The 26,803-nt window shown below is 42.9% G+C and carries 27 protein-coding genes; 2 read left to right on the top strand and 25 right to left on the bottom strand.

Annotated features, from left to right (window positions below; translation table 11 throughout):
* Positions 1 to 3: 3 nt before the first annotated feature.
* From sdaAB to AC0VYC_RS07660, 3 genes are all read right to left on the bottom strand, one after another.
* Positions 4 to 666 carry an L-serine ammonia-lyase, iron-sulfur-dependent subunit beta gene (gene sdaAB, locus AC0VYC_RS07670; RefSeq protein ID WP_100324970.1) on the bottom strand — a complete coding sequence of 221 codons (663 nt, stop codon included), beginning with the start codon at positions 664 to 666 and terminating at the stop codon, positions 4 to 6.
* A 149-nt stretch (positions 667 to 815) separates the two neighbouring features.
* Positions 816 to 2,489, bottom strand: coding sequence for a DAK2 domain-containing protein (locus tag AC0VYC_RS07665; RefSeq protein WP_024720341.1), 1,674 nt, complete (start codon positions 2,487 to 2,489; stop codon positions 816 to 818).
* Between the two features lie 15 nt (positions 2,490 to 2,504).
* On the bottom strand, positions 2,505 to 2,867 hold the full coding sequence (locus tag AC0VYC_RS07660) for an Asp23/Gls24 family envelope stress response protein (RefSeq protein ID WP_008344871.1): 363 nt from the start codon (positions 2,865 to 2,867) through the stop codon (positions 2,505 to 2,507).
* Between the two features lie 271 nt (positions 2,868 to 3,138).
* Here AC0VYC_RS07660 and rpmB point away from each other — a divergent pair, with 271 nt between their 5' ends.
* On the top strand, positions 3,139 to 3,327 hold the full coding sequence (gene rpmB, locus AC0VYC_RS07655) for a 50S ribosomal protein L28 (RefSeq protein ID WP_003212514.1): 189 nt from the start codon (positions 3,139 to 3,141) through the stop codon (positions 3,325 to 3,327).
* Positions 3,328 to 3,396: 69 nt separating this feature from the next.
* Here rpmB and spoVM read toward each other — a convergent pair whose 3' ends face one another.
* The 17 genes from spoVM to AC0VYC_RS07570 all read right to left on the bottom strand — a co-directional run bounded on the left by spoVM (position 3,397) and on the right by AC0VYC_RS07570 (position 20,967).
* Positions 3,397 to 3,477 (bottom strand): stage V sporulation protein SpoVM, encoded by an 81-nt coding sequence (gene spoVM / locus AC0VYC_RS07650; RefSeq protein WP_008354550.1) that lies wholly within the window; start codon positions 3,475 to 3,477, stop codon positions 3,397 to 3,399.
* Between the two features lie 71 nt (positions 3,478 to 3,548).
* Positions 3,549 to 4,193: a thiamine diphosphokinase gene (locus AC0VYC_RS07645; RefSeq protein WP_268431955.1), complete on the bottom strand. Its 645-nt coding sequence runs from the start codon at positions 4,191 to 4,193 to the stop codon at positions 3,549 to 3,551.
* A 59-nt stretch (positions 4,194 to 4,252) separates the two neighbouring features.
* Positions 4,253 to 4,903: a ribulose-phosphate 3-epimerase gene (gene rpe / locus AC0VYC_RS07640; RefSeq protein ID WP_017367226.1), complete on the bottom strand. Its 651-nt coding sequence runs from the start codon at positions 4,901 to 4,903 to the stop codon at positions 4,253 to 4,255.
* 3 nt (positions 4,904 to 4,906) lie between these two features.
* Complete coding sequence (rsgA, locus tag AC0VYC_RS07635; RefSeq protein WP_017367225.1) at positions 4,907 to 5,803, bottom strand: ribosome small subunit-dependent GTPase A; 897 nt, start codon at positions 5,801 to 5,803, stop codon at positions 4,907 to 4,909.
* Between the two features lie 12 nt (positions 5,804 to 5,815).
* Positions 5,816 to 7,771, bottom strand: coding sequence for a Stk1 family PASTA domain-containing Ser/Thr kinase (pknB, locus tag AC0VYC_RS07630; RefSeq protein WP_427243684.1), 1,956 nt, complete (start codon positions 7,769 to 7,771; stop codon positions 5,816 to 5,818).
* Positions 7,765 to 8,535, bottom strand: a complete 771-nt coding sequence (locus AC0VYC_RS07625) for a Stp1/IreP family PP2C-type Ser/Thr phosphatase (protein WP_427243685.1) — start codon at positions 8,533 to 8,535, stop codon at positions 7,765 to 7,767. The genes pknB and AC0VYC_RS07625 overlap by 7 nt, the downstream gene beginning before the upstream one ends.
* Positions 8,536 to 8,538: 3 nt before the next feature.
* A complete protein-coding gene (gene rlmN / locus AC0VYC_RS07620; RefSeq protein ID WP_024720337.1) occupies positions 8,539 to 9,627 on the bottom strand; it encodes a dual-specificity RNA methyltransferase RlmN in 1,089 nt (362 codons plus the stop codon).
* 3 nt (positions 9,628 to 9,630) lie between these two features.
* On the bottom strand, positions 9,631 to 10,974 hold the full coding sequence (gene rsmB, locus AC0VYC_RS07615) for a 16S rRNA (cytosine(967)-C(5))-methyltransferase RsmB (protein ID WP_058337363.1): 1,344 nt from the start codon (positions 10,972 to 10,974) through the stop codon (positions 9,631 to 9,633).
* Entirely contained in the window at positions 10,961 to 11,914 is a 954-nt protein-coding gene (gene fmt, locus AC0VYC_RS07610) for a methionyl-tRNA formyltransferase (RefSeq protein ID WP_017359336.1), read from the bottom strand. The genes rsmB and fmt overlap by 14 nt, the downstream gene beginning before the upstream one ends.
* 5 nt (positions 11,915 to 11,919) lie before the next feature.
* Positions 11,920 to 12,402 carry a peptide deformylase gene (gene def, locus AC0VYC_RS07605; protein ID WP_008344891.1) on the bottom strand — a complete coding sequence of 161 codons (483 nt, stop codon included), beginning with the start codon at positions 12,400 to 12,402 and terminating at the stop codon, positions 11,920 to 11,922.
* A gap of 15 nt (positions 12,403 to 12,417) precedes the next feature.
* Complete coding sequence (gene priA / locus AC0VYC_RS07600) at positions 12,418 to 14,826, bottom strand: primosomal protein N' (protein WP_178896652.1); 2,409 nt, start codon at positions 14,824 to 14,826, stop codon at positions 12,418 to 12,420.
* Complete coding sequence (gene coaBC, locus AC0VYC_RS07595; protein ID WP_144678832.1) at positions 14,823 to 16,040, bottom strand: bifunctional phosphopantothenoylcysteine decarboxylase/phosphopantothenate--cysteine ligase CoaBC; 1,218 nt, start codon at positions 16,038 to 16,040, stop codon at positions 14,823 to 14,825. The genes priA and coaBC overlap by 4 nt, the downstream gene beginning before the upstream one ends.
* A 115-nt stretch (positions 16,041 to 16,155) precedes the next feature.
* The gene (gene rpoZ / locus AC0VYC_RS07590) at positions 16,156 to 16,359 is read right to left on the bottom strand and encodes a DNA-directed RNA polymerase subunit omega (protein ID WP_008344896.1); all 204 of its coding nucleotides are present in this window, start codon (positions 16,357 to 16,359) and stop codon (positions 16,156 to 16,158) included.
* Between the two features lie 3 nt (positions 16,360 to 16,362).
* Positions 16,363 to 16,977 carry a guanylate kinase gene (gene gmk / locus AC0VYC_RS07585; RefSeq protein WP_178896653.1) on the bottom strand — a complete coding sequence of 205 codons (615 nt, stop codon included), beginning with the start codon at positions 16,975 to 16,977 and terminating at the stop codon, positions 16,363 to 16,365.
* A gap of 9 nt (positions 16,978 to 16,986) precedes the next feature.
* Positions 16,987 to 17,256, bottom strand: a complete 270-nt coding sequence (gene remA, locus AC0VYC_RS07580) for an extracellular matrix/biofilm regulator RemA (RefSeq protein ID WP_008344898.1) — start codon at positions 17,254 to 17,256, stop codon at positions 16,987 to 16,989.
* Positions 17,257 to 17,332: 76 nt separating this feature from the next.
* The gene (locus tag AC0VYC_RS07575; protein ID WP_178896654.1) at positions 17,333 to 18,208 is read right to left on the bottom strand and encodes a YicC/YloC family endoribonuclease; all 876 of its coding nucleotides are present in this window, start codon (positions 18,206 to 18,208) and stop codon (positions 17,333 to 17,335) included.
* Between the two features lie 83 nt (positions 18,209 to 18,291).
* A complete protein-coding gene (locus AC0VYC_RS07570; RefSeq protein WP_041090558.1) occupies positions 18,292 to 20,967 on the bottom strand; it encodes a calcium-translocating P-type ATPase, SERCA-type in 2,676 nt (891 codons plus the stop codon).
* 165 nt (positions 20,968 to 21,132) lie between these two features.
* Between AC0VYC_RS07570 and AC0VYC_RS07565 the strand changes: the two genes are divergently transcribed.
* Entirely contained in the window at positions 21,133 to 22,842 is a 1,710-nt protein-coding gene (locus AC0VYC_RS07565; RefSeq protein ID WP_268362943.1) for an Rqc2 family fibronectin-binding protein, read from the top strand.
* Between the two features lie 31 nt (positions 22,843 to 22,873).
* Here the strand turns inward: AC0VYC_RS07565 and AC0VYC_RS07560 are convergent, their stop codons facing one another.
* The 5 genes from AC0VYC_RS07560 to sat form a co-directional block, all read right to left on the bottom strand.
* A complete protein-coding gene (locus AC0VYC_RS07560; RefSeq protein WP_217967228.1) occupies positions 22,874 to 23,377 on the bottom strand; it encodes a precorrin-2 dehydrogenase/sirohydrochlorin ferrochelatase family protein in 504 nt (167 codons plus the stop codon).
* Positions 23,358 to 24,143 carry a sirohydrochlorin chelatase gene (locus tag AC0VYC_RS07555; protein WP_017367214.1) on the bottom strand — a complete coding sequence of 262 codons (786 nt, stop codon included), beginning with the start codon at positions 24,141 to 24,143 and terminating at the stop codon, positions 23,358 to 23,360. Before AC0VYC_RS07555 ends, AC0VYC_RS07560 begins: the two co-directional genes overlap by 20 nt.
* Before the next feature lie 76 nt (positions 24,144 to 24,219).
* Positions 24,220 to 24,975, bottom strand: a complete 756-nt coding sequence (cobA, locus tag AC0VYC_RS07550) for a uroporphyrinogen-III C-methyltransferase (protein WP_035700704.1) — start codon at positions 24,973 to 24,975, stop codon at positions 24,220 to 24,222.
* Between the two features lie 28 nt (positions 24,976 to 25,003).
* Positions 25,004 to 25,597: an adenylyl-sulfate kinase gene (gene cysC, locus AC0VYC_RS07545; protein WP_008344911.1), complete on the bottom strand. Its 594-nt coding sequence runs from the start codon at positions 25,595 to 25,597 to the stop codon at positions 25,004 to 25,006.
* Between the two features lie 13 nt (positions 25,598 to 25,610).
* Positions 25,611 to 26,747: a sulfate adenylyltransferase gene (gene sat, locus AC0VYC_RS07540; protein ID WP_008344912.1), complete on the bottom strand. Its 1,137-nt coding sequence runs from the start codon at positions 26,745 to 26,747 to the stop codon at positions 25,611 to 25,613.
* Positions 26,748 to 26,803: the final 56 nt, after the last annotated feature.

Below are 26,803 nucleotides of genomic sequence, written 5' to 3'. Positions count from 1 at the left end.
TTGTTACTCTGCAATTTGTGTGACTTGAATAATGTTTGGCAGCGTCTCAAGCTCTGTTAAAACCGCTGGATCAATATTCTGATCCACTTCAATCGTCATGAGTGCTTCTTGCCCGACCTCTTTACGTGCCACTTCCATATGACCAATGTTGATGGCGAATTTCGCTAACACATTGGCAACTGCTGCAATCGTCCCGTAACGGTCGTTATGAACCACAAGAATGGCTGGGTGATTCCCTGAGAGTCTCAGTTCAAAGCCATTTAATTCTGTGATTTCAATTTTACCTCCGCCAATGGAAATCCCGATTAATTCAAGGCTTCCATTCGCATCTGAAATTTCTACTTTTGCTGTATTCGGATGCGCTGGCACCGCATCTTCTTCTTTAAACTCAATGTCGATTTCTTTGCTTTTTGCAATATCGATCGCTGTTTTAATTCGTTCATCAAATGTATCAAAGTCAAGAACACCGCCGATAATGGCTACATCTGTCCCGTGTCCTTTATACGTATCTTTAAAAGAGCCATAAAACGATACAATAATTCGTTTCGGTTCTCTTCCGAACAAGCTGCGAGCCACTCTTCCAATACGAGCCGCACCCGCCGTGTGCGAACTTGATGGACCAATCATGACGGGTCCAATAATATCAAACACACTTCTAAATTTCATAGGTCTTCCCCTCTCATCACCAATCACAGATTGGTTTGTTACTCCCTTTAGACTAATGGATTCATTCGATTCCCGCAACTCATTTCACCGATGAACACATAGTAAAAAAATGCAAAAGAAGAAGAAGGGCTTCATGTGCCCTTCTTTCTTTATTCAACAGCCAAAATATATGAATAAAGCGGCTGTTTTCCATCGTGGACTTCAACTTCTACATCTTCAAATGTTTCTTCAATATATGCTTCTAAAGCTTCCATCTCATCAGATGATGCATCTTCCCCTTTGATGATTGTGACAATCTCATCATCTTCTGTCACCATTTGGGTCAAAAGCTCTTTTGCTGCATCTAATTGATTTTTAGCTGTTAAGGTGATTTTTCCATTGTATAGGCCCATATAATCGCCTTTGGCAATGTCGATCCCATCAATTTGGGTATCTCTCACTGCAAAGGTAATTTGGCCGCTTTTCACATGATCAATCGCTTCTAACATCGCTGCTTCATTGTCTTCATTTGAAGCTGTTTCATTTAGAGAAAGAAGTGCCGACATTCCTTGAGGAACGGTCTTTGTCGGAATAACAACGACCTCACGACTTGAGACAGTTGCCGCCTGTTTAGCTGCCATGACAATATTAGAATTATTAGGTAAGATAAAGACGGTTTCGGCATGAATGCTATCAATTGCTTTGACAATGTCTTCTGTGCTCGGATTCATTGTCTGTCCGCCTTCAATGACGACGGATGCTCCGATACTTTTAAACAAGTCAGCAATCCCTTCTCCCATTGCGACACTCACTACTCCAAAACGCTGTTTTTCAGCAGCTGTTGCTTTTGGTGCAGCAGGCGAGTGATCTTTTTCTTCATTGACGATCGAGCTATGCTGCTCTCTCATGTTTTCAATTTTCATATTAATTAAGCTGCCGTAGCGCTGTGCATATGATAAGACATCTCCTGGCTGCTCTGCATGAATATGAACTTTTGCAAGCGTATCATCAGATACCACAAGAAGTGAATCTCCGAATTCGCTTAATTCTTCTCTGAAGGCATTTTCGTCAAAGGACTGTTTGTCTTCTTCAAATTTCACCATAAATTCTGTACAGTAGCCAAATTCAATATCTTCTGTGTTCATATGGCTTTGTGCACTTTTATGATGCTCTGCACTCACTAATTCTTTTAATGTTGGCAAAGAGGCCGTTTTAGGAGGAAGCTCTTCTCCTCTTAATGAAGCAAGGAATCCTTCATATACACAAAGAAGTCCTTTACCGCCGCTATCTACAACGCCGACTTCTTTTAAAACAGGAAGGAGATCTGGTGTGCGGTCAAGTGATGCTCTTGCTTCCTCAATCGTTAATTCAAGCACACGATCGATTTGGTCTTCTGTTGCTGAAACAGCAACCGCTTTCTTTGCTGCGTCTTTTGCAACCGTTAAGATGGTTCCTTCAATCGGTTTCATGACGGCTTTATATGCTGTATCAACACCAGCCTGCAAGGCAAGCGCAAATTCTTTTGCGTCAATTGTTTCTTTTTGTTCTATATTTTTGCTGAAACCTCTGAAGAGCTGAGACAGGATCACACCTGAGTTTCCTCTTGCCCCCATTAACAGCCCTTTCGACAGAGCCACCCCGACCTTACCAATGTGATCGGTATTTGTTTCTTCAACTGCTTTTGCCCCTGAAGTCATTGACAAATTCATATTTGTCCCCGTGTCTCCGTCTGGCACTGGAAAAACATTTAACGCATCAACAATTTGTGCGTTTTGAGAAAGATGGTGAGCACCTGCAAGAATCATTTTTGCAAATGAGCGGCCACCCAGATTTCTAATAGACAATATATTTCCTCCTTACTACGGGTTCGTAACTTTTACTCCTTGTACATAAATGTTGACTGAGTCAACTGAAAGTCCAATCGTGTGATGAATCGTATATTTGACTTTCGTTTGAACATTATGTGCGACTTCTGATATTTTTGTACCGTAGCTGACGATGATGTACATATCAATATGAATGCGATCTTCTTTTTGACGCACAAGAACACCCCGGCTGAAGTTCTCTTTGCGGAGAATATCCGTCAAGCCGTCCTTTATTTGATTTTTGGACGCCATGCCAACAATACCATAGCAATCGATCGCAGCGCCTCCTGCCACCATTGCAATGACTTCATTTGATATATCAATTTGTCCGTATTTCGTTCTAAGTTCAATGGACACATTGGTTCCCCCTTTTTGAGAAATTGCCCTGAGTTATCACTATTTTACTATAAGACCCTTCTTTTTAAAAGAAATCATTCAATCCGACCCAATCCTACTTATACTATAGCCTTGATTTTTTATCAAGATGTCAAGGTATTTTTCTTGAAAGAGGAGTAAACAATCCTTGCAAACCCCTTGAAGCTGTGGTAAATTATTAAAGTATCTTGAGGCATCTCTAAGTACGTATATGAAGAATATGATGATGTTTTCGCAGTTAGGAGGGAAACAAATGGCACGTAAATGCGTTATTACAGGCAGAAAAACAAAAGCTGGGAACAACCGTTCTCACGCAATGAACTCTACAAAACGTACATGGGGCGCGAACCTTCAAAAAGTTCGTATTCTAGTGGACGGTAAGCCTAAAAGAGTATATGTATCAGCTCGAGCTTTGAAATCTGGTAAAGTTGAGCGTGTATAAGCAAGAGTAAACGCCTGCTACATTTAACTGTAGCAGGCGTTTTTATGTGGAAATAAAGGAGATTACTCATTAATCTTTCTTAAATGAACCAAGCATCGCACGGACAATGCCGCCAAGAAATCTAGGCAGTTTGATTGTATAAAATTTCATTTTGTCCCCCTCCTAAAAGTACCGCTTGCAGCACAATTGAGCTTAATCAGCCATCCACATTGATAGGTTGGTCAATCTTTGCTTCTTACCATTATTAATATGCCTTCATGAAAAGAAAAAGTACCATTTGAGTGGATGAGTTCGTTACTAATACATAGTGTGGAACCAGGCTCAATATGACAATTTTTCAGAGGATATTTGAAACCTTTTAATGTCAGCTTTTCAACCGATGTACCGAAGGGCAAAAACGACACATATTTTTTATCCGCGTCTTGTTTGATTTCGTATGTACCAGGTCCAAACATTTGAATGATATTTTGTTTATCTACAAGGGTCATGCTCTGTTTGTGCTGAATGCCTTTGTAAAGGAGATGGATATTCCCAAGAAAATGATCTGCTCTTCCGCCTGTGATGCCGTAAATTTGAATATGTGCTGGATTCTGACGCAAAGACCAGTTCAGCGCAAGTTCTAAATCCGTTTCATCTTTCTCTGCCTGAAATAAATTGAGTGCAGGCAATTTCTTTTTCAGTTCATGAAGCTCTTCTTCTGTCACACTATCAAAATCACCAAATGCTCTGTCAGGTACAATGCCATGCTCTAGTAAGAAAAGGGTCCCCCGATCTACGCCGACCCAGAGAATGTCCTCCTCAGATGCTTCATGATCAAGCGGCGGGATGTACGCAAAAGGACCGCCGGCTACGATATGTATGTGCATGATTACGCTCCTCTCCATTGAAAAAGAACCAAAGATCACAATGACTTTGGTTCTTTTTCTTATGCTTCTCGAATGGCCTGAATGGCCGCCGCGCGGTCATCTTTCCCATATACCGCTGAGCCGGCAACAAGTAGATTAGCGCCTGCCTCTTTGCAGCTCTTTGCTGTCTCTACATTGACACCGCCATCTATTTCAATGAGTAAATCAGTTAAGCCTTTTTGTTCACTAAGTGTCTTTACTTCTTTTACCTTTGAGAGAACAGAAGGAATAAACGCCTGTCCGCCAAAACCAGGGTTCACCGTCATGAATAAGACGAGGTCAACATCCTCTAATACATGCGCGATTTGAGAAACGGGTGTGTGCGGGTTTAAAACAACCCCTGCTTTGACACCTTGTTCTTTTATATGCTGAATCGTGCGATGTAAGTGTGGACATGCCTCAACATGGACAGAAATAATATCAGCGCCCGCTTTTGCAAATGCAGGGATATACTGGTCTGGCTGCTCAATCATTAAGTGAACATCGAGCGGCAGCTTTGTATGCGGCCTGATCGCCTCCACTACATTTGGTCCAAATGTCATATTCGGTACAAAATGACCGTCCATCACATCAATATGAATATAATCCGCTCCACCTTGTTCCACATCACGGATATCTTTCTCCAGATTGGCAAAATCGGCTGATAAAATGGATGGGGCAATATAAACCATGATTTAGTACCTCGGCTTTCTGTCTTTAATTTCAGTTAAAAACTCTAAATAATGCTGATAGCGATACTCTCTGATGCGATCGTGTTCTACTGCCTCTTTTACCGCACATCCAGGCTCTTTTACGTGCAAACAGCCCCTGAATTTACATTCTGCACTCTTCTCTCTGATTTCTAAGAAATAGAGCCCTAAATCTTCCGCTTCGATACCTGTAAATTCAAGCGAGCTAAATCCTGGTGTATCGGCAATGAGCCCTTCAGCCGTTCGAATGAGTTCCACATGTCTTGTTGTATGTTTCCCCCTGCCAAGATGGGAGGAAATATCATTTGTTTTCAGTGCTAAATCAGGACTCATCGCATTTAAGAGAGAAGACTTCCCTACACCTGATTGACCTGCAAATACAGTAATCTTGTGATGGAAATGCGGGGTCAGCTTTTCAATTCCATCCCCTTCGATCGTCGATGTTAAATGAACGTCGTATCCAATTTGGCGATAGTCTTCTGCATAGGCTTGAATCGTTTCTCGCTCTTGCTCTGTTTTCAGCAAGTCCATTTTTGTGATGCAGATAATCGGTTCAATCTGGCTCTCTTCAACAAGCACTAGGAATCTGTCTAACAGCGATGTACTAAAGGTCGGCTCTGCTGCTGAGAAAACGAGCACCGCTTGATCAACGTTGCTAATAGGCGGGCGAATCAGCTCATTGGTCCGCTCTTTTACTTCCAGCAAATAGCCTTCCTTATCGTTATCTGCTTGATAGACGACATAATCTCCAACAAGCGGGGTTATTTTGTTTTTACGAAAAATCCCTCTTGCTCTACACTGAATTACTTTGCCACTTTCTAGAGACTCATCCAGCACATAATAAAATCCGCTTAATGCTTTAATAATTTTGCCCTCAGGCATAAAGTCCCTCCTTTATTCATCATCAGGGTATTCAATCGTTTTGGAGCTTACTACTTTATCATCCACTGTCACCTGATAGTATCCTTTTTGACCAGGTTCTATCTTAAATTTAATCGTTCGCTCAGTGGGCGCAGTGATTTTAAAGGTTTCATATAAATCAGAAATGCTATGTTCTGCGTCATCAATAGATATTTGAACATTCATTTCTTGTCCTTCTGTTTCTGGTTCATACGGGATCGCAATCTTTTCAGTCACCGTTTTAGCCGGTTTCTCTTTTGGGCCAAGAGAGAACGTAATTTTAACCGTATCACCAGGTTTAACAGCTGTCCCCGCTCCCGGTTCCTGCTTCATGACCTCACCTTTTGGCACATCGTCAGAATATGCTTCTTTTTCATCTAGCTTTAGTCCATTATCCTCTAGATAATTTGATGCGGCCTGTTTACTATACGTCGTTAAATCCCGTAAGGTAATATCGGCAGGGCCTATACTGACGGTCAATGTGACTTCTTCATCTGCTGCGACAAGTTCTGTATTCGCAGAAGGTTTCTGTTCCATGACAATGCCTGATTCTGTGTCATTATCATTCACTTCCTCTACAACAACCTGTTTAAACCCTTTTTTCTCTAATAGTTCTTTTGCTTTCTCGACCTTTTCACCTGTTACATCAGGTAATTCGGTTTTTTCTTTACCTGTACTTTGATAAAGCTGAATTTCTGTCCCTTCTTTTACCTTTGTTCCGATTTTAGGGTCTGTTTTGACAACCAGCCCTTTTTCAATCTTCTCGTCGGCAATATCAATGGGTTCAGAAGCGACGGTAAATCCGGCTTTCTTCAAGGTATCTTCCGCTTTTTCAACCGTCATGCCAGAAACATCGGTCACCTCTACATCCTTTGGAAAGAGTAATCCTGGGAAGACCGTGATCGCTAAAATGGTCGCAGCCGTCAAAACAAATAAGATCGACGCTACAATCCACGGCCATTTTTTCCGTTTTTTCTTCGGTTTTTGTTTCTCTTTTTTCTTTGGTTTTTGAACCGGGTGGACGGCTGTTTTTTCATTGTCTTGATCGACTTGATGGTCTTTTATAATAGGAATGGCTTTTGTTGCTTCATGATCTTCTTCAATGACAAAGCGCTTTTCTTTTAGTCTTGCAGGGTCAAAAGCCGTTTTTAAGTCTTTTTGCATTTCAGATGCATCTTCGTATCGATAGAATGGATCTTTGGCCATCGCCTTTAAGATGATGTTCTCCACGCTTTGTGGTACAGAAGGATTCCACCTTCTCACAGATGGCGGCTCTGATTGCAAATGCTTAAGTGCGACACTGACAGCGGATTCTCCTTCAAATGGCATGCGTCCTGAAATCAGCTCATAAAGAACAATACCAAGTGAATAAATGTCTGACTTTTTCGTTGCAAGACCGCCGCGCGCTTGCTCTGGGGACAAATAATGCACGGAGCCAAGAACAGAATTCGTATGGGTAATGGTCGCTGAGCTAAGCGCCATGGCAATACCAAAATCAGTGACTTTGATATTCCCCAAGTTGTCTATTAATATATTGTGAGGCTTAATGTCTCGATGGACGAGCTGTTTCGCATGGGCTTCTTCCATCGCCGCAACGACTTGCTCCATGATGCGAACGGCTTCTTTTGGATGAAGCGGTCCATTGGCGTTTATGTATTCTTTCAGCGTCATCCCTTCGACATATTCCATGACAATATAATAAATGTCATCTTCTTCTCCTACATCGTAGATACTGACAATATTCGGATGATCTAAGCTGGCTGCTGATTGCGCTTCTCTCCGGAACCGTCTAATAAAATCATCATCGCTTGCAAAGTCAAACCGTAAAATTTTAATCGCCACTTCGCGATCTAAAATCATATCCTCCGCCAAATAAACGTTGGCCATTCCGCCTCCGCCTATGGCGCGAAGAATTTGATAACGGCCGCTGATCCTTTTTCCGATCAACACTTGCTGTCACCCTCCTCTGTTTGGGAGGAGATTTCTAACAGTACTGCTGTAATGTTATCTTCACCGCCGTTGTCATTCGCTGTTTGAACTAACTCTGTTACTTTTTCATCTGGTTCGGTTGTTTGCGATAAAATCTGAATCAAATGTTCTTCTTCTACTTTATTCGATAATCCGTCTGAGCAAAGCAAAATTTGATCTCCTGGATCCACTTCAAAAGTTCGTGCATCAATTTGAACGTGTTTATCTGTTCCTAACGCTTTGGTCAGCACATTTTTTCTTGGATGATATTCTGCATCCGCTTTTGAAATTTCTCCTGTTTTCACTAACTCATTCACTAGTGAGTGATCATCTGTTAATTGGGTCAGCGCGCCTTCTCTTAGCAAATAGCAGCGGCTGTCACCAATATGGGCAATTGTGACCGTTTGCAAATGAACGAGCGCACAAACGATGGTCGTCCCCATTCCTTGGCATTCCTCATTGTTTTTCGCATGTTCGTATACTTGGTCATTAATGTCGCTAATTTTTGAGATTAACCAATTTTCTTGATCGGCTGGTTTATTTGGAATTGAAGATGTTTCTTGCCAGTATTCTTTTAAAGAAGAAACTGCCATCTTACTGGCTACATCACCAGCAAGATGACCTCCCATTCCATCTGCTACAACAGCTAGAAGTGTGTCTTCTTTTGCTTCAAAAATACCTGCATCATCTTCATTATGCTGACGGACTTTTCCTGTATCGGTTTGAAAGGCTGCCCTTATCAACATTCGTCACCTCGTCTCTTCCTGACGCTCCTTCGCTCTTAGCTGACCGCAAGCAGCATCAATATCATGGCCTTGCTCTCGTCTAATCGTTACGTTTACGCCTCGTTCTTTCAGCGTTTTTTCAAATAGGAAGATTTGCTCTCTTGGTGTTCTCACGTAATCTCTTTCTGGTACATAGTTCACCGGGATGAGGTTTACATGGCATTTGATTCCTTTTAATAAATCAGCAAGTTCTTCTGCGTGATGAACTTGATCATTGACTCCGCCAAACAGACCGTATTCAAAGCTCACGCGTCTGCCTGTTTTTTGAATGTAGTATTCAATAGCTTCCATTAATTTTGGCAGCTTGTATGCCTTATTGATTGGCATGAGGCGGCTTCGAATTTCAGTATTTGGTGCGTGCAGGGAGACAGCAAAGTTGATTTGCATTTGCTCATCCGCAAATTGATAAATCTTTGGAATGATCCCGCTCGTCGAAACCGTAATATGACGTGCTCCAATATTTAAGCCGTTGTCATGGTTAATGATTTTAAGGAATGCAAGCATTTCATCAAAGTTATCAAACGGTTCGCCAATTCCCATGATGACAACTGAGCTGACGCGTTCATCTGTTTCATCAAGCGCCTGTTGTACTTTCAATACTTGGGCCACAATTTCTCCCGCCTCAAGGTTACGTTTCAATCCACCAAGTGTAGATGCACAGAATGTACAGCCAATCCGGCAGCCTACCTGTGTTGTGACGCAGACAGAGTTGCCGTATTCGTGGCGCATTAGCACGGTTTCAATGGTATAGCCATCGTGTAATTCAAATAAGAACTTGATCGTTCCATCTTGAGATGTTTGTTTGATCACTGTTTTTAAAGTCGTGATGGCGAATTGATCTTTTAATTTTTCTCTTAATTCCTTTGAAAGGTTAGACATTTCATCAAAGGATGTGACGCGTTTTTCATAAAGCCACTCGAAAATTTGTGTTGCACGGAAAGGCTTTTCGCCTTGTTCCTTTAACCAGTCTTTGATTTCATTTAGCTCAAATGAGTAGATCGACGGCATGTCTGTTTTCAGTTCTTTTCTTACTTTTTGTTTTTGTTCTGTCATTTTTTATCCCTTCTTTCTCATGCTGCAAATAAAGAAACCATCTGTTCCGAAATAATGAGGAAGTATTTGTACACTTCCGTTTTGAACAAACGGAGCAACCTGCTCAGGCAGCCGTTCATTAAGAGATAGATCGGGTTCGAAGTCTTGGTGTTCTTGTAAAAACGCATGAATCACTTGTTGATTTTCTGTTGGATCCATTGTACATGTACTGTATACAAGGGTTCCGCCTGGCTTTAGCAGCTGGGCTGTTTCATGCAAGATCGATTGCTGAATTGTCGCAAGTCTTGCTGAGTCTTCCGAGGACTTTGTATATTTCATATCTGGTTTTCGTCTGATGACGCCAAAACCTGAACATGGTGCATCAATGAGAATACGGTCAAACGAAGCATCATCATAATGGTCGGATGCTTTTCTTGCATCAAGCGCTTTTGCCTCAATATGCGTTAAGTTTAGACGCTTTGCCGCCTGTTTGATCAGTTTTACTTTGTGCTCATGTAAATCAAGAGACACAATGTTCCCCTCATCGTTCATTCGCTCTGCAATATGTGTTGATTTACCACCAGGGGCGGCACAGGCATCAAGCACCATTTCTCCCGGCTGAGGGTCCAGCGCTCTTGCGACAAGCATGGAGCTTTCATCTTGGATCGTGACAAAGCCCTCTTGAAAGAAAGGAGTGGATACGATAGATCCTTTCATGAGTTTGAGTGCATCCTCAGAGAGATCGCCGAGCTCTGTCTCAATTCCTGCATCCATGAGTTCTTGCTGCAGTGCAGTGCGGTTTTTTTTCATTTGATTGACACGCAATGTCTGCTTTGGCGGGACTAAATGAATACGGCACATGCTTTCTGCTGCTTCAAAACCGTACGCCTCCACCCATTCTTGTACGAGCCACAATGGATGGCTTGTCTCAACCGATAGCCGCTTGACCGGATCTTTGATCGCATCAAATGATGGCACGCCTTCTCTTTGCACAGAACGAAGAACGCCGTTGACTAGTGAAGAAATACCTTTATGTCCGCGCTTTTTCGTGAGTTCCACTGCTTCATGGATGGCTGCACGATCTGGAATTTTTTCAAGATAAACCATCTGATAAAGAGACATCCGTAAAAGCTGCATCACCCAAGGAGCCACTTTTTGCGGTTTTTTCACAAAGGGTGTGAGCATATAATCAAGTGCCAGCTTGTTTTGCAGTGTACCGTATACAAGTTCTGTTAATAGCGGTTTGTCTTGATCGGAGAGTTCTTTCTCTTTCATCACTGACTGCAAAAGCAAGTTACTGTAGGCTTGATTTTGTTCGAGTTTGATCAAAGCGTCTAGTGCTACTTCTCTCACATTACTTTTCTTCATTGATTAGCCCTAATTTCTGTCCAATTTCGATATTTGCGCCTCTTAAGAAGTCTTCACCGCTCATTTTTTTCTTTCCAGCGGGCTGTACACTCGTTAATAAAAGGCCTTGCTGATTTCCTGTTCCAACGACTGGTCCTTCTTTTTGAAGCTCAATCACTTTCCCAGGTTCTTCTGGTGCTTGAAGCGGAACTTTTTTCGCTTCCCATACTTTTAAGTTAGCACCGTTCCATTCAGTATAGGCAACTGGCCATGGATTTAAGCCGCGAACTTGGTTGTAAAGCTCTTCTCCTGGCTTGGTCCAGTCTAACCTTTCCTGCTCCCGCTTAATATTTGGTGCATACGTTGCTGCCTCTTCATTTTGCGGAATTGGCGAGATAGACCTGCTTAACACATTTGGAACTGTGTCTTTTAATAAGGCCGCACCAGCCACACTTAATTTATCGTGCAGTGTTCCGACGTTGTCTAATTCATCAATTTCTACTTCTACTTTGCTAATCATGTCACCTGCATCAAGCTTTTCTACCATATACATGATCGTCACGCCTGTTTTCTTTTTGCCTTGCAGGATCGCATAATGGATCGGTGCACCGCCTCTTAGTTCTGGCAGCAGTGAGGCATGAACGTTGATACAGCCAAATTCAGGTTCATCAAGTAATCTTTTTGGCAAAATTTGTCCGAATGCTGCTGTTACGATCAAATCTGGCTTTAACGCAAGCACTTTATCAATTTCTTCATCAAGACGTACCTTTTCAGGCTGTAAAACTGGAATGCCGTGTTTTAAGGCTTCCACTTTCACAGGAGGCGGCGTGAGTACTCGTTTTCTGCCTTTCGGGCGATCTGGCTGTGTGACGACCCCGACAACTTCGTATCCTTCTGTTATAAGTGTTTGCAGCACAGGTACTGAGAAATCAGGGGTTCCCATAAATACGATACGTGCCATTTTCTTCACCCTTCCATTTCCGCAAGTTCTTTTTCTGTATACGTTTGAATGATCTTCGACGTGAATAATACGCCGTCTAAGTGATCAATTTCATGCAATAAAGCTCTTGCTAAAAATCCTTCTGCTTCTATTGTAAATGGTTTGCCTTTCTTATCAAAGGCTTTCACCTTCACATAATTTGGTCTTTCAACCGTTCCGTACAAAGATGGAAAGCTCAGGCAGCCTTCAATGTCTGTCTGGCTCCCTTCCACATCAAGAATCTCAGGATTTACTAAGTCAATCCTCCCAGAATCTTCTCCGATATCGACCACGGCGATTCTTTTTGAGATGCCGATTTGTGGTGCGGCTAGGCCGACTCCATCTAGTTCAAGCATTGTATCATACATATCATCCAGCAGTTTTTTCAGTTTTTTATCGAATGTATCAACAAGCTCTGTTTGTTGTTCAAGCACGTCTGCAGGATGTAAGACTATCGGTTTGATTGCCACGAAAAGACCTCCGTTTTACATCATCATATATGGATTCATATCGATTGATATCATCAACTGTTTTTGTTCCATTTCTTTTTGATAATGATCTTGTATTTTTCGTAATAAACTTGCCAGTTCATTTTCCCTTTTGTATTTTATCACGCATTGATATCGATATCTATCTTTGATCTTAGCGATCGGAGAAGCAGCAGGACCGAGAATTCTTGTATTCGGTGCACAATTCATTTTCAGGAACTGAACAATTTTGTCTGTGACATGCGCTGCCTTTGTCACTTCTTCATGTGATACAGTCACCATCGCCAAAAAATAAAATGGCGGATAGGACTGATGACGACGGTGCAACATCTCCTGTTCATAAAAGGCTTCATAATCATGCTGTTTGGTTAATTCAATACTATAATGCGAAGGTGTATATGATTGAATAATGACTGACCCCGCTTTTTCATGACGTCCCGCACGTCCGCTTACTTGTGTAAGAAGCTGAAACGTTTTTTCACTTGAACGAAAATCAGGGATGTGAAGAGACGTATCCGCACTAAGGACACCGACAAGTGTAACATCTGGAAAGTCTAATCCTTTTGCAATCATTTGCGTCCCAAGCAGAATGTCTGCTTCTTTATTACCAAAGGACGTGAGAAGCTTTTCGTGTGCACCTTTCCGAGAGGTTGTATCTACATCCATTCGGATGACCCTTGCTTCTGGCAATACCTTCGTCAGCTCTTCTTCCACACGCTGCGTGCCTGTACCAAAATAGCGAATATGCTCACTATGGCATTCTGGACATTCTGCAGGTACAGGAGCTTCGTGACCGCAGTAATGGCACTTCAGCCGTTTTTGAAAGCGGTGATAAGTGAGAGAGATCTCACAATGAGGACATTGTTCCACATATCCGCAATCCCGGCACATCACAAAGGATGAATAACCTCTTTTATTGAGAAATAAAACTGCCTGCTCTTTCCTTTCAAGTACTTCTTTTAACCTGAGCATTAATTCTTCTGAGAACATGGAGCGGTTGCCGTTTCTTAATTCTTCTCTCATATCAATTAAAGAAACGTGCGGCAGCTGCTGCTGATTGACGCGCCGTTTGAGCGTCAGCAGTGTATACACACCCTTTTTCGCACGCGCATATGACTCAAGTGAAGGCGTTGCACTGCCTAATACAACCGGACATTGGTGCCGCCCTGCTCGTTCAATGGCCACATCTTTCGCATGATACCGAGGCATTTCTTCTTGTTTATATGACGATTCGTGTTCTTCATCTATAATGATCATTCCTAGATTCTCAAACGGGGCAAAAACAGCCGATCTTGCGCCAACGACAAGTTTGACTTCCTTGCGGTGGATTTTCCGCCATTCATCGTATTTTTCCCCAGTCGATAAGCCGCTATGAAGGACAGCCACATTGGAGCCGAAGCGCTCTTTAAAACGCTGGACCATTTGAGGCGTTAATGAAATTTCAGGAACTAGGACGATCGCTTCTTTTCCCTTTTGGAGGACATGATCAATCGTCTGTAAATAAATTTCGGTTTTACCGCTTCCTGTGACCCCGTGCAGTAAAAACGTTTCATGTTTTTCATCGCTCACTGCTTGATGAATGGGTTTTGCCGCTTCTGCTTGCTCTGTTGTGAGATCAAGAGGAGTAGACGGTGTAAACTCCCTATCCCGATAAGGATCTCGATAAATCTCTTCATAGCTTTCTGTTAACAGACCTTCTTGAATCAAGGCTTTTATCGTTTGAGAACTAGCACCTGTTTGCTGCTGCAAATCTTTTGCTAAAAACGTCGTTTCATTCGCTTGAAATAAAAAGGTAAGCAGCGCCTTCTGTTTCACCGCATTTTTCTTTAACTGTTCCTGCTTTTCTTCAAGTTTTTCTTTCGTAACTGCTATCTGAAGTGTCCGCACCTTTTTCTTTCCGGATTTTTGTGAGACGTGATATCTGACTTCTAGATGGCCTTTTTGGACATGCTTTTGAATAGGCTTCAGCTGTTCAGGCGGAATGTCAGCGTAAAGGATGCTCTCTTGCTGACCGAAAAGCTCTTTCAATGACTGCGGAAGTTCCTCAGCTGATAACACCTGAATTTCTTTTTCATATTTGGCTTTCATCGCTGCTGGAAGCATCGATTGAAGCGCCGTAATATGATAGGACAATGTTTTTTCCGTCAGCCAGTGGGAAAGCTCCAATAGCTCATCTGTCAGAACAGGAGATAAATCAAATAAATCGACAATGTCCTTGATGTTTCCTGACTGTACGTCTGTTTCTTCTTTGATTTTTGTCACAAACCCTTGAATCTTCCTTGGGCCAAAAGGAACCACTACCCTCATACCAGCCTTGACAAGGCCTTTAAAGCGGTCTGGCACACGATAGTCAAATGGCCTGTCAATGGCTTTCGTTGTGACATCGACGATCACTTCAGCAATCATGCTCGATCACGCTCTTTTGGCAGCAGCTGCTTTGCCTCCTGTAAGATTTCAAAGGCAAGGTCTTTTTTGCTCATCATTGGCAGCTCTTTTTTTGTTCCGTCTGCTTTGATCAATGCTGCGACATTCGTATCTGTGCCAAAGCCCGCGCCCTCTGCTGCAACATTGTTCGCGACAATCATATCTAAATGCTTGGATTCGATTTTCTTTTTCGCATAGTATTCTACATCCTGCGTCTCAGCTGCAAAGCCGACTAGCACCTGATGTTCTTTTCTCTTCCCAAGCTCTTTTAAAATATCTTTCGTCCGCTTAAATTCAACCGCTAGTTCACCGTCTTGTTTTTTCATTTTATGAGAATACGTCGTGACAGGCGTATAATCGGCAACGGCTGCTGATTTAATCACTATATCTGCTGTCTCGTACACCTCTAACGCTGCTTGATACATCTCCTCAGCCGATTCCACTTGCACCACATTCACATGCTCAGGCGCAGTTAACGAAACAGGTCCTGAAATGAGCGTGACATCAGCCCCCATTTGCTCGGCAGCTTCTGCAATGGCATAGCCCATTTTCCCAGAAGATCGATTTGAAAGAAAACGAACAGGGTCGATCACTTCTCGTGTAGGACCAGCTGTGACCACAACTTTTTTGCCTGAAAGCGGCAAGCTGGTTGGCTCATCAAAAAACGCACGGATGTGTTCAACAATTTTTTCCGGCTCCTCTAAGCGTCCTTTTCCAATGTAGCCGCATGCTAAATAGCCTTCACTTGGCTCTATAAACCGGTAGCCGTCTTCATATAAAGTGCGGATGTTCCGTTTGACAGCTGGATGGTCATACATGTGCACATTCATAGCCGGTGCAACCCATACAGGAGCTGTTGAAGCAAGCAAGGTCGTTGTGAGCATATCATCAGCAAGTCCTGCGGCCATTTTACCAATGGTATGTGCTGTTGCAGGGGCAACAAGAATGAGATCGGCCCAGTCAGCTACATCAATATGCGCTATGACTTTTGGATTATTTTCTTTAAATGTATCCACATACACCTCATGCCGAGATAGGGCTTGAAAGGTGAGCGGAGACACAAACTCACGGGCAGATTCTGTCATAATCACTCTTACGTTTGCGCCTGCCTGTACGAGTTTACTAGTGAGTGCAGCTGCTTTATATACGGCGATTCCTCCGCTGACGCCGAGCAAAATATTTTTTGACTGTAACATTTGTTTGTCCCCCTTAACGGCCTTTTTCACAAATTCGTCTACAATTCAAAAAAGTCAAAACCAATCATAGTTTTGACTTTTTTGAACGTATCGTATCTGCATAGCAGAAGCGATGTTATTCTTGCTCTTCTTTTTCAAATGTCAAAAGACCAGCATCGATTTCTTCAAGAGCTTTCCCTACAAATTTATAGGATTTTGTGTTTTCGATTTGTTGATCTTGATGGATTTGCATTTCACGTGCACGGCGTGCAGACACTGTGACAAGTGTATATTTTGAGTCAAGTTTGTTCATCAATGAGTCAATTGAAGGATCTAACATGGTTTATTCTACCCCCAGCATTTTTTTATATCTTGGTGCGACTCTGTCTCTTCGCAGGTGCTCTGCAAGGACGATCGCTTTAATTCTTTCACATGCAAGCTCGACATCGTCGTTTTCAACGACATAGTCATAAGCATCCATCATTTCAATTTCTTCTTTTGCAGCAGCCATTCGGTTACGAATGAGATCCTCAGATTCTGTCCCGCGTGTAATAATGCGGTTTTGAAGTTCTGAAAGACTTGGCGGTGCAAGGAAAATAAAGAGACCTTCCGGGAATGCTTCTCTTACTTGAAGTGCACCTTGCACTTCGATTTCAAGGAAAACATCTTTTCCTTCGCTCAATGTTTGTTCTACATAGTCAACAGGCGTGCCGTAGTAATTCCCGACATATTCTGCCCATTCTAACAGCTTTTTGTTTTCAATCATATGTTCAAATTCTTCCCTGGTTTTAAAGAAATAATCAACACCATTTCTTTCACCTTCACGCGGTTTGCGGGTTGTCACAGAAATAGAGTATTCAAATTTCGTATCTTTCTGGGAGAAAATGGCTTGTCTGACCGTTCCTTTTCCAACTCCCGAAGGTCCAGAGAGAACGATTAAAAGTCCTCTTTCTTTCATAATGGCGTATTACCCCTGCCCTTCATCTATGATTTCTTCTTTTACAGAAAGTCTTTGCGCGACAGTCTCAGGCTGAACGGCAGATAAGATGACATGGTCACTGTCCATAATGACAACAGCACGGGTTCTTCTTCCGTATGTTGCATCAATGAGCATGCCTCGATCTCTTGCGTCTTGTATCATTCGTTTAATCGGTGCTGATTCCGGACTGACGATCGAAATCATCCGATTCGCTGAAATGATGTTTCCAAATCCGATATTGATCAACTTTATGGTCATCTTCTTTCGTCCCCCTGTAATATAAACGTCTCTAGTCTCGCCGAAAGAGACGCACTGTAAACAGCATACACAATGACTATTCTATATTTTGCACTTGTTCTTTTATTTTTTCAATAGCGCTTTTCATTTCAACCACCAGCTTTGTTAAATGGTGATGGTTTGCTTTTGATCCAATCGTGTTCACTTCACGGTTGAGCTCCTGTACAAGAAAGTCAAGCTTTCGTCCGGCAGCGCCGCCTTGCGTCAAAATTTGCTGAAACTGCTGAAAATGACTTTTCAGCCTGGTAATCTCTTCTGTAATGTCACAGCGATCAGCAAAGATGGCCGCTTCTGTGGTCAGCCTACTCTCTTCAAGCGCCTCTCCGATCCATTCTTGCAATCTTTGATTCAATCGTTCTTTGTACTGACTCACAACCTCTGGTGCAAACACTTTGATTTCTTCTGTAAATGCCTCGAGTTCAGACAGCCTGAGTTCACAGTCTTTTTGAAGTGATGTTCCCTCCCGCTCTCTCATAAAGCAAAGCTCCTTGACAGCTTCTTCACAAGTGTCTATCAGCAAATGCTCCAGCTGCTCATTTCGGCTGACTGACTCTTCCACCTGAACAGCCTGTTCCAGCTTCAGTAAGTCATGTGCATGCTGAATACCTGAAATATGATAGCGGTCCTCAAGGTCTTTTGCGGCTTTCATATATTCATCAAGCAGCGGCCAGTCAATCTGTAAAGACCGGCTTGCAAGTTTACCGCCTTCAATCGTAACAAACAGCTCAATTCGACCGCGCTGCACGTGACGAAGAATGATTTTTTTTAATGTATCTTCGAAATATAAAAGCGGCCTCGGCAAACGGGCATGAACCTCTTTAAAACGGTGATTGACCGATTTTAGCTCAACTGACACTGTCAGTTCTCCATCCGTTTTACTCGCTTGGCCGAATCCCGTCATACTGCGTATCATGTGAAAACACCCAATTCTTTCATATTAATAAAATGAAAAAGGTAATAGCAGACACTATTACCTCAAAATTATACCATAACCAATTATTTTTTTCTTGTCAAAAGTGATCCTGCCAGTAAAAAAGTTGGCAATGCAGACATACCGATGATCAGAAGCCAATCAACTGGTGCAACTGCCACCGTTTTGAAAATCGGCTGAAGCGGCGGATAATAAATGACCACAAGCATCAGCAGCAGGGAAGACACAACGGCGCCGATCAAGTACATATTCCCAAATGGATTGCGTTCAAAAATAGACCGTTCACTGCGGCAGTCAAACACATGAATGAGTTGCGCCAAAACGAGTGTGCTGAATGCAACCGTCTGCGCATATTGAAGATTGTTCGGATCACGGTGATACACAAACATAAAGGCTAACAAAGTGGCAATCCCGATCAGAAACCCTCTTGATATGACCTTCCAACCAAGCCCTCTTGCAAAAATCCCCTCTTTCATGTTCCGCGGCTTTCTCTTCATGACATCGCCTTCTGGTTTATCCATTCCAAGTGCCATAGCCGGCAAGCCGTCTGTGACAAGGTTTACCCACAAAATTTGAATTGGAACGAGAGGCAATGGAAGCGCAAGAAGCATCGCAAACAGCATGACCAAAATCTCTCCCACATTCGATGCCAGCAAATAGCGGACAAATTTGCGAATGTTTTCATAAATATTCCGGCCCTCTTTAATAGCGGATTTAATGGTCGCAAAGTTGTCATCAAGCAAAATAAGAGAAGAAGCTTCTTTGGCAACGTCTGTTCCGGTAATCCCCATGGATATACCGATATCCGCCTGTTTAATCGCTGGCGCATCATTCACCCCATCACCTGTCATCGCGACAATATGGCCATTTTTTTGATAGGCCTTCACAATTCTCAGTTTATGCTCAGGTGATACACGGGCAAAGACGTACACATCTTCTGCTGTTTGCTCCAGCTCTTTGTCGCTTAGCTGATCCAGAGCTTTTCCATCAAGCACCTTTCCTTGCTTCGGTAAGAGACTTAAATCTTTAGCGATCGCTTTAGCCGTTTCTACGTGATCGCCTGTAATCATCACTGTTTTAATGCCAGCATCCCGGCATTCTTTAATCGCTCGTCTCACTTCAGGACGAGGTGGATCAATCATGCCCTCTAGACCAATAAATGTGAGGCCAGTTTCTGCCTGCTGAACAGAGGTGATTTTTTCTGTCAGGCTTACTTTTTTATATGCAATCGCAATGGTTCTAAGCGCTTGTCTTGCTAAACCTTGAATGGCAGCTTCTGTTTCTTGCCGGTGGGCCTTTGAAAATGAGGCGGTGCGTCCGCCGTGCATCATATGACTTGAACGGTTCATCAGCACATCTGGCGCCCCTTTGGCAATGACATACCGCTCCTTCTGATTCGTTTCCACGACGACTGACATCATTTTTCTTTCAGAGTCAAAAGGGAATTCCTCCACCACACGAAATCCCGCTTCGATGAATTGCTCTGTAAAACCCGCTTTACGCGCAGCTGTTAGAAGTGCTCCTTCTGTCGGATCGCCATCAAGTCTCATCTCTCCGTCTTTTTCAACGATGGTCGATGTATTACAAAGTGCTCCGTATAATAGCACCTTTTGCAGGCTTGGATGTTTGTCTACATGGACAAGTTCTCCGTTTAAGGTAAAATCACCTGACGGCTCGTACCCAGTGCCAGAAATATTCCATGTTTTCCCCTCTGCCCATACATGTGTCACCGTCATTTTATTTTGTGTCATTGTGCCTGTTTTATCTGAGCAAATAATCGAGGCGCAGCCGAGTGTTTCCACTGCCGGCAGCTTTCTGACAATGGATTTTTGTTTAATCATCCGCTGCACACCTAGGGAAAGTGCGACAGTGACGATCGCCGGCAGTCCTTCTGGAATCGCAGCAACAGCGAGAGATACACCCGCTAAGAACATATGATACAAATCATGACCTTGCACCACACCAAGAACAACCACAAGAACAGTTAAAAATAATGCAGCAACAATTAAAATTTTCCCCAGCTGCTCAAGGCGTCTTTGCAGCGGTGTTTCCATATTACCTGCTGAATCCAGCATACCGGCAATTTGTCCCATCGCCGTATTCATCCCTGTACCAATGACAACCCCTACACCGCTTCCCCTCGTGACAAGCGTCCCCATAAAGGCCATGTTCGTCAAATCTCCAAGTGAGACATGATCTCGCGAGAGCGGACTCGCATGTTTGACCGCTGGGATGGACTCTCCGGTGAGGGCAGATTCTTCGATTTCCAAACTCTTTGTTTCTAGTAATCTGATATCTGCCCCAATTCGGTCCCCGCTTGAAAACTTCACAATATCTCCCGGCACGAGGTGCTTTGACGGGATCTTGACCCATTCATTGTTTCTCCTTGCATAGACATGCGGCGTTGATAATTCCTTTAGTGCTTGGAGGGACTTTTCCGCACGGCGTTCCTGATAAAAGCCAAGCACACCATTTATCAGCACAATCGCCACAATCGCCACAGCATCAATGTATTCACCTAAAAAAGCAGAAATAATCGTTGCCGCAAGCAGGATTAACACCATAAAGTCTTTAAATTGCGCTAAAAAAATAACGAACGCCGACACCTTTTTCCCTTCCTGTAATTCATTTGGCCCATGCTTTTCAAGCCGCTTTTGCACATCTTTTTCTGACAGTCCGTCACCTATCGATGTATTCATTGTTTTTAATAAATCGGTTTGGTTCAGTTCATGCCAATTCATTTGACCTCGTCCACTCCTCTTTTGTTCTCTCTCTTATGCAGTGTTCTATAAGCCAGTTTATTCAGACTCGTCCTAAATCATGCTATAATAATAAGACTGCCTAAAGAACGAGAAAACGTAAGGTTCTTTCAGTAGATTTGTGTGAAAGAAGAGGGTGTATCCAACATGTCATTTGACGGCATTTTTACATACGGTATGACAAATGAATTGCAAGAAACATTAACTGGCGGAAGAATTTCGAAAATACATCAGCCATACAAGCATGAGCTGATTTTTCATATCCGGTCAAAGGGGAAGAATCATAAGCTTCTTTTATCCGCTCACCCGAGCTATGCAAGGGTACAGCTCACTGAGCACCATGATGATAATCCGAGCGAACCGCCAATGTTTTGTATGCTCCTCAGAAAACATCTTGAGGGTGGGTTCATTGAACGTTTTGAACAAATCGGGTTAGATCGGGTGATCGTGCTACACGTGCGAAGCCGAAATGAAATTGGCGATGAACAAACCCGTAAGCTGTATATTGAAATTATGGGCAGGCACAGCAACTTGATTCTCGTGGAGGACGAAACGGAGCAGATCATTGACGGACTGAAACATCTTTCTCCATCTGTGAACAGCTATCGAACGGTGCTGCCCGGACATCAATATCTTCTGCCGCCGGCACAACAAAAGCTGAATCCTTTTGACGTGACGAAGGAAGATATTTTAAAGCATTTACGTTTTCAAGAAGGGAAAATTGCCAATCAAATTGTCGATACATTCTCTGGGGTTTCTCCGCTGTTTGCTAAGGAAGCTGTCCACAGGGCCGGTCTTGCCAATCAGGAAACGATTCCAAGTACATTGCTCGAGATGTTTCAGCTCATTCGGGCGCATTCTTTTACCCCTCAGCTCACGAGAAAAGATGGGAAAGAGTATTTTTATTTATTAGAACTTCAGCACGTCGATGGTGACATGAAGACATTTGATTCTCTTAGTGAGCTACTTGACCGCTTTTATTTCGGAAAAGCTGAAAGAGATAGAGTCAAACAGCAGGCGGCTGACCTTGAACGCTTTGTTGCCAATGAAAAAAAGAAAAATGAAAACAAGCTGAAAAAACTAACAAGAACGCTTGAAGAATCTCAAAATGCGCATAAGTACCAGCTTTATGGTGAATTGCTTACTGCCAATATATATGCGATTAAAAAAGGTGATAAAGAAGCGACAGTTATCAATTATTATGATGAAGAAGGCGGGGAGATCACGATCCCGCTCAAAACAAACAAAACACCTTCTGAAAATGCGCAAGCGTATTTTACAAAATACCAAAAGGCAAAAAATGCAGTAGAGGCCGTAAATGAACAAATTGAGCGAACACATGAAGAAATTGCTTATTTTGACGAGCTGATCCAGCAGCTGTCCTCTGCCTCACCAAAAGATTTAGAGGAAATAAGAGAAGAACTGGTGGAAGGAAAATATTTGCGTCCCAAACAAAAACGCAATGCCAAAAAGAAAAAACCATCGGCCATTCAGCTTGAAGCATATGAATCTTCTCAAGGTGTTCCGATTCTCGTTGGAAAAAACAACAAGCAAAACGAATATTTGACCACAAAGGCGGCAGCTCGTGATGACATTTGGCTGCACACAAAGGATATTCCTGGATCACATGTTGTCATTCGTCACAAAGCGCCTGATGAACAAACCTTGCTTGAAGCGGCACAAATTGCTGCCTACTTCTCGAAGGCAAAAGAATCAAGCTCCGTCCCTGTCGATTATACGAAAATCCGGCATGTGAAAAAACCAAACGGAGCAAAACCGGGCTTTGTCACATATGATCAGCAGCAAACATTATTTGTGACGCCTGATGAGGATGTTGTCCTAAAGCTGAGAAAATAAAAAAGAGCCGATTAAATCTTTAGATGAGATTTTATCGGCTTTTTCTTTGTCTTTTTTTTCTTTCTATATAGAGCTCATCCAGTGCATCTACATCCTCTTGTTCAAGCAAGGTCTCAATGGCCGCAGCCAGCTGTTTAGTGCGGGCTGGGCTTGCACCACTCGTAGATATGGAGATTGTCACTTTTCCTGCCCTTACAACCTTTGGCACAATCACATTGCCTAGCTCTGACTGGCTCACACAGTTGACGAGCTGATGCGGAAGCGCTGATTGCGTCATCCACTCGTTTACTGAAGCATCATCTGTAGCAGCAACAATTAAAAATGCATCCTTTACATCTTCCGCATCCACTTTCTTTTTCTTCCAAGTCAGTTGATATGTCTCAATGAGATTCGCCATTTCATCACAAATGTCAGGGCTCACAATGGTTATGTTGCATGGCTCCATGCATAGCGCACTCGTCCTTCTAGCCGCAACCCTTCCACCGCCGGCAATTAGCACGTGTTTATTGGTTAGATCAAGATGAACTGGAAGCATGGCTTTCTCCTTGAAAACGAAACGCATCCTCTTTGTTTAAGATGGTTTCCTGCACACGTTCAATATAAGCTGCTTTTACATGGGGATGAAACCCAATATATCGGCAGACACGGACATCTCGCAGCCGCTCTCTCGCCTGATTCGCTTCACTCTCAATCTCTTTCATTAAAATGCCGGTAAATAAAAGATAAGGCACGAGATAGACAGGCGTATCATCATCTACTGTTAACTGTGCTAAGACGTCACGATAATTCGGTTCACACGCTGTAATAAAACACGGAAAAACCTCTGCACAAGGTAACATGCTTCGGACATCATCTGCAATGCCAAACACATCCCGCTTTACATCTGGATCAGAGCTTCCACGGCCAATTAAGAGAATTTTTGCGTGCTCTCCCTTGTATCCTGCTTCTTCAATCCTTGCGATAACCGCTTTCGTGACTTCTTGGTTCACGCCTATAGGTCTTCCATATGTCACCTTCACTTGTGGGAAACGTTTTTGTACTTTCACAATCTCATCTGGAATATCTGATTTGGCATGCATGGCAGTTAAAAGGAGGAGCGGGACGATCGCAATGTGGGTTGCTCCTTTTTGTACACAAGTCTCAAACCCTTCTTCGATTGAAGGGTCCGTCAACTCTAAAAAACAAATTTCTTGGATATCTGCTTCCACTAACGGCATACAGCTTTTCATAAAAGAAATGGCTTTATCCTGTGCTTCTTTTACCCTGCTTCCATGCCCAACATAAAGGACAGCTTGTTTCATTTGACTCCTCCTTGCGACCTTAGTTTTATTCAGACGAAAAGACACGATGTCTACACGTGTCTTTTCACCTTTGTTCTCATTTCTCAATCAGTGCTGGTTCAAACCAGTTCAACTTTTGATGAAAGTGAACAACATCTCCTACCACGATTAAACTTGGGTGCTCGATCCCTTCTTTTTCAACCGTTTCAGATAGTGTCGCCACCGTGCAGCAAGTCGTCTTTTGCCTTGTGGTCGTTCCCCAGTGAATAAACGCAGCTGGGGTTTCAGGATTCCGCCCATTTTTCAAAAGCAGCCGCTGGACTCTTTCCACGTTTTTGACGCCCATGTAAATGACAAGGGTATCTATCCCCGTCGCCAGCGCTTCCCACTTTTCTTCAAAATGTTCATCCTTTTGATAATGCCCTGTCACAAACGCAACATTTGAGCTGAATTCTCGGTGCGTGACTGGAATGCCTGCATAAGCAGCGGCTGCAATGCCAGAAGTAATCCCTGGGACAACTTCATACGGAATACCATGCTCAGCTAAGCATTCGATTTCTTCACCGCCACGGCCAAATACAAAGGGATCACCGCCTTTTAGACGAACGACTATGTTCCCTTCCTTCGCATGAGCAACAAGTGCTTCATTAATCGCTTCCTGTCTCATCGTATGATGATTCGGCAGTTTGCCGCAATAGATCAACTCCGCCTCCGGTTTGGCATGGGCAAGAATCTCTTGATTGACAAGACGATCATATAAAATGACATCTGCCTGCTGTATTGCCTTATGGGCCTTTAGCGTAATTAAGTCTGGGTCACCCGGTCCGGCACCAACAATGTATACTTTCCCCATCTTGCTTTCTCCCCCTGCCATCAGGCGATTATTTCGTTTTATCCTTTACATAATCAACAAGGCGCTGTTTTGACTCCTCGCGTGATAATTCACCTGTATCTAGGACGAGCTCAGGCGCAGCTGGCTCTTCGTATGGTGAATCGATTCCCGTGAAAAATGGAATTTCGCCGTTTCTTGCTTTTTTATATAATCCCTTTGGATCACGCTCTTCACACACGTTCAGATCACATTTCACAAACACTTCGTGAAATTCTCCGTCTTCGACTAACTGTCTTACGATTTGGCGGTCTTCTTGAAATGGTGAAATAAAAGCAGTAATGACAATCGTTCCTTGCTCAACAAATAATTTCGCCACTTCACCGATGCGCCGAATGTTCTCTTTTCTGTCGTCATCTGAAAAGCCTAAGTCTTTATTGAGTCCATGGCGTACGTTATCGCCATCAAGGACTGTCACTTGGTACCCCTGTTCAAACAGCTCTCGAGCCGCTGCGTTGGCGATCGTCGATTTACCTGAACCGCTTAGACCTGTCAGCCAAATGATCCCGCTTGTATGGTTGTTTTTCTGTTGATATTCTTTTTTAGTAATAGATGAATCATGCCACACGATATGTTCGTTGCTCATGTCATACCCTCCTTTAAGATACCGTCGTTTTTAATCCTTCGATTAATGTTTCAATGACTTCTTTTCGGCTGAACGTGCTCGGTGGTAATTCACCATTTCTCAGCATCGTTCTGACCTTTGTACCTGAGAGAATGACATGTTCGCTTTTATCATGTGGGCATGTTTTTGGTGTTGCCATGGCTTCACATGTATTGCAGTAAAAGCTGTGCTCAAATTTTAATGGTGTGATCCCAATTTCTTCGCTTGTAAATTGTTCAAATAGCTCCTGCGCTTCGTATGTGCCGTAATAATCACCAACACCTGCATGATCTCTGCCGACAATAAAATGTGTACAGCCATAATTTTTACGCACAAGCGCATGAAAAATCGCTTCCTTTGGTCCAGCATAACGCATGGCAGCAGGAAAAACACCTAAAAAGACGCGGTCTTTCGGGTAATAACCGTTCAGTAACACTTGATAGCTTTTCATTCTTACATCTGCTGGAATATCATCAGATTTTGTTTCACCAACAAGTGGATTTAGAAATAGACCATCCACTGTTTCCAGTGCTGTCTTTTGAATGTATTCATGCGCACGATGGACTGGGTTTCTCGTTTGGAAACCAACAATGGTTTTCCAGCCGTTTTCTTTAAAATGTTTTCTTGTTTCTTCTGGCTCATACGTAAATTGCGGGAAAGGTTTTTCACTGCGTTTCGTCAGTGTAATTTTACCACCAATATACGTATCACCGCGTTCAAATAATTTTTTCACGCCTGGGTGATTGCGGTCATCTGTTTTATACACATTCACTGCTTCTTTTTCCTTATCAGGTGTGTATTGATCTTCCACCTCAATGACCCCGTATACTGTTCCATTATACGATAGACGAACAATGTCACCTTGATTGATCTCCGCTGCTTTTTCCTTTGTGACAGGCAAAGTAATCGGAAGAGACCAAACGACACCACTTGCTAGTCGCATACTGCTGACAACTGCTTCATAATCAGCTTTCGTTAAAAACCCTTCAATTGGACTATACCCGCCAATGGCGATGAGTTCAAGGTCTGCAAAAGAGATGGCATCCAGCTCAATTTCTTTCGCAGCTGTGCTTAGATCAAATTCTTCATTTACTCGATTAATTAATACGCCACCATGTGGTGTTAAACTCATTTGTTCATCTTCCTCTCAATGTTCATATTTATTAGATGTTAATAGTCGGATTTATA

The sequence above is a fragment of the Bacillus sp. iso_77 genome (genome assembly GCF_056173625.1).
The sequence above is the reverse complement of the archived record's forward strand: the minus strand, read 5'-3'. Positions and strand labels throughout refer to the sequence as shown.

Coding starts and splice junctions, on each gene's coding strand:
- rpe (WP_017367226.1), bottom strand. CDS start 4,903: ATGGTTTATATTGCCCCATCCATTTTATCAGCCGATTTTGCCAATCTG.
- sat (WP_008344912.1), bottom strand. CDS start 26,747: ATGAGTTTAACACCACATGGTGGCGTATTAATTAATCGAGTAAATGAA.
- rsmB (WP_058337363.1), bottom strand. CDS start 10,974: ATGAAGAAAAGTAATGTGAGAGAAGTAGCACTAGACGCTTTGATCAAA.
- AC0VYC_RS07645 (WP_268431955.1), bottom strand. CDS start 4,193: ATGCACATACATATCGTAGCCGGCGGTCCTTTTGCGTACATCCCGCCG.
- AC0VYC_RS07575 (WP_178896654.1), bottom strand. CDS start 18,208: ATGATACGCAGTATGACGGGATTCGGCCAAGCGAGTAAAACGGATGGA.
- sdaAB (WP_100324970.1), bottom strand. CDS start 666: ATGAAATTTAGAAGTGTGTTTGATATTATTGGACCCGTCATGATTGGT.
- rpoZ (WP_008344896.1), bottom strand. CDS start 16,359: ATGTTAGATCCTTCAATTGACTCATTGATGAACAAACTTGACTCAAAA.
- AC0VYC_RS07625 (WP_427243685.1), bottom strand. CDS start 8,535: ATGTTGATAAGGGCAGCCTTTCAAACCGATACAGGAAAAGTCCGTCAG.
- rlmN (WP_024720337.1), bottom strand. CDS start 9,627: ATGACAGAACAAAAACAAAAAGTAAGAAAAGAACTGAAAACAGACATG.
- spoVM (WP_008354550.1), bottom strand. CDS start 3,477: ATGAAATTTTATACAATCAAACTGCCTAGATTTCTTGGCGGCATTGTC.
- gmk (WP_178896653.1), bottom strand. CDS start 16,977: ATGAAAGAAAGAGGACTTTTAATCGTTCTCTCTGGACCTTCGGGAGTT.
- cysC (WP_008344911.1), bottom strand. CDS start 25,597: ATGAGCAACGAACATATCGTGTGGCATGATTCATCTATTACTAAAAAA.
- rsgA (WP_017367225.1), bottom strand. CDS start 5,803: ATGCCTGAGGGCAAAATTATTAAAGCATTAAGCGGATTTTATTATGTG.
- rpmB (WP_003212514.1), top strand. CDS start 3,139: ATGGCACGTAAATGCGTTATTACAGGCAGAAAAACAAAAGCTGGGAAC.
- fmt (WP_017359336.1), bottom strand. CDS start 11,914: ATGGCACGTATCGTATTTATGGGAACCCCTGATTTCTCAGTACCTGTG.
- remA (WP_008344898.1), bottom strand. CDS start 17,256: ATGACCATAAAGTTGATCAATATCGGATTTGGAAACATCATTTCAGCG.
- priA (WP_178896652.1), bottom strand. CDS start 14,826: ATGATTGCTGAAGTGATCGTCGATGTCACAACGAAAGCCATTGACAGG.
- AC0VYC_RS07555 (WP_017367214.1), bottom strand. CDS start 24,143: ATGAAACAAGCTGTCCTTTATGTTGGGCATGGAAGCAGGGTAAAAGAA.
- AC0VYC_RS07565 (WP_268362943.1), top strand. CDS start 21,133: ATGTCATTTGACGGCATTTTTACATACGGTATGACAAATGAATTGCAA.
- cobA (WP_035700704.1), bottom strand. CDS start 24,975: ATGGGGAAAGTATACATTGTTGGTGCCGGACCGGGTGACCCAGACTTA.
- coaBC (WP_144678832.1), bottom strand. CDS start 16,040: ATGTTACAGTCAAAAAATATTTTGCTCGGCGTCAGCGGAGGAATCGCC.
- AC0VYC_RS07560 (WP_217967228.1), bottom strand. CDS start 23,377: ATGCTTCCAGTTCATCTTGATCTAACCAATAAACACGTGCTAATTGCC.
- AC0VYC_RS07570 (WP_041090558.1), bottom strand. CDS start 20,967: ATGAATTGGCATGAACTGAACCAAACCGATTTATTAAAAACAATGAAT.